This is a genomic window from Bacillus infantis, from assembly GCF_050107595.1.
Lineage (GTDB): Bacteria > Bacillota > Bacilli > Bacillales > Cytobacillaceae > Bacillus_AB > Bacillus_AB infantis_C.
On sequence record NZ_JBNILH010000026.1, the window covers coordinates 1 to 990 of the forward strand.

Sequence of the window (990 nt, forward strand, 5' to 3'; positions counted from 1 at the left end):
GGGTCGACCAAGCTCTTACGCTCTCTATGCTTGAGATGGTTGTTAATGGGGTCTCTACTCGGAAGGTCACTAATATTGTTGAACAGCTTTGTGGTGAGAGTGTATCAAAGTCCTTTGTTTCTTCACTGACAGAAAAGCTTGATCCCATTGTAAATAAGTGGGCCGCCAGGCCGCTAAACGTTCACCACTTCCCGTATCTTTACGCTGATGCCATGTATATAAAGGTTCGAGAACATAATAAAGTTGTTTCCAAAGCTGTCTATATCATGACAGGAATGAACAATAAAAAACAACGGGAGGTTATTGGTTTAAAAATAGATCATGTTGAAAGCTTTAAAGCTTGGCAGAGCTTTTTCCAGGAGTTGAAATCTCGAGGCTTACAATCCCCAAAGCTAGTTATTTCAGATGCACATACTGGATTAAGAAAAGCCATTGAACGTGAGTTTATAGGAACCTCTTGGCAGCGATGCACTGTGCACTTCAAACGAAATATTATAAGTAAATTACCAAAAAAAGAGATGAAAACTGTGATTCTTGACTTACGAAGAATTTATCAGTCTGCCTCTCACGAAGAGGCAAGAGCTACCAAAGAAGAATTCATTACTAAGTATGGAGATAACCCGAAGCTTAGTAACGCTTTAGAAATACTTGAGGATGGTTTTGAAGATTCTATTCAATACCTTAATGAAGAAGGCAGATTTCATTTGCATATCAGCAGTACGAATTCGTTGGAACGATTAAATCAGGAAATTAGAAGAAGAGAAAAAGTCATAAGAATTTTCCCAAATACTCAGTCTGCTTTTCGTCTAATTGGGGCATTTTTGATGGAGAATGAAAATTTAAAACTGAACAGAAGAGTAAGGGTATAAGCGAAGCGCGAAAATTTTTTGACAGGAAAGGGGGTACCCCCTTTCCTGTCAAAAAATCAAAACATAGCACAGTGGTTGTATCATTGTTTAGATGAATTTACACAATTTTAAGGACTTGACT

1 protein-coding gene is annotated in these 990 nt (G+C 37.9%); it reads left to right on the top strand.

Annotation, left to right across the window (positions count from 1 at the left end; all coding sequences use genetic code 11):
• Nucleotides 1-869 (top strand): IS256 family transposase (locus ACQCVH_RS25225; protein ID WP_426838406.1); only part of this gene is annotated, 869 nt, incomplete at its 5' end.
• Between the last annotated feature and the right edge of the window lie 121 nt (nucleotides 870-990).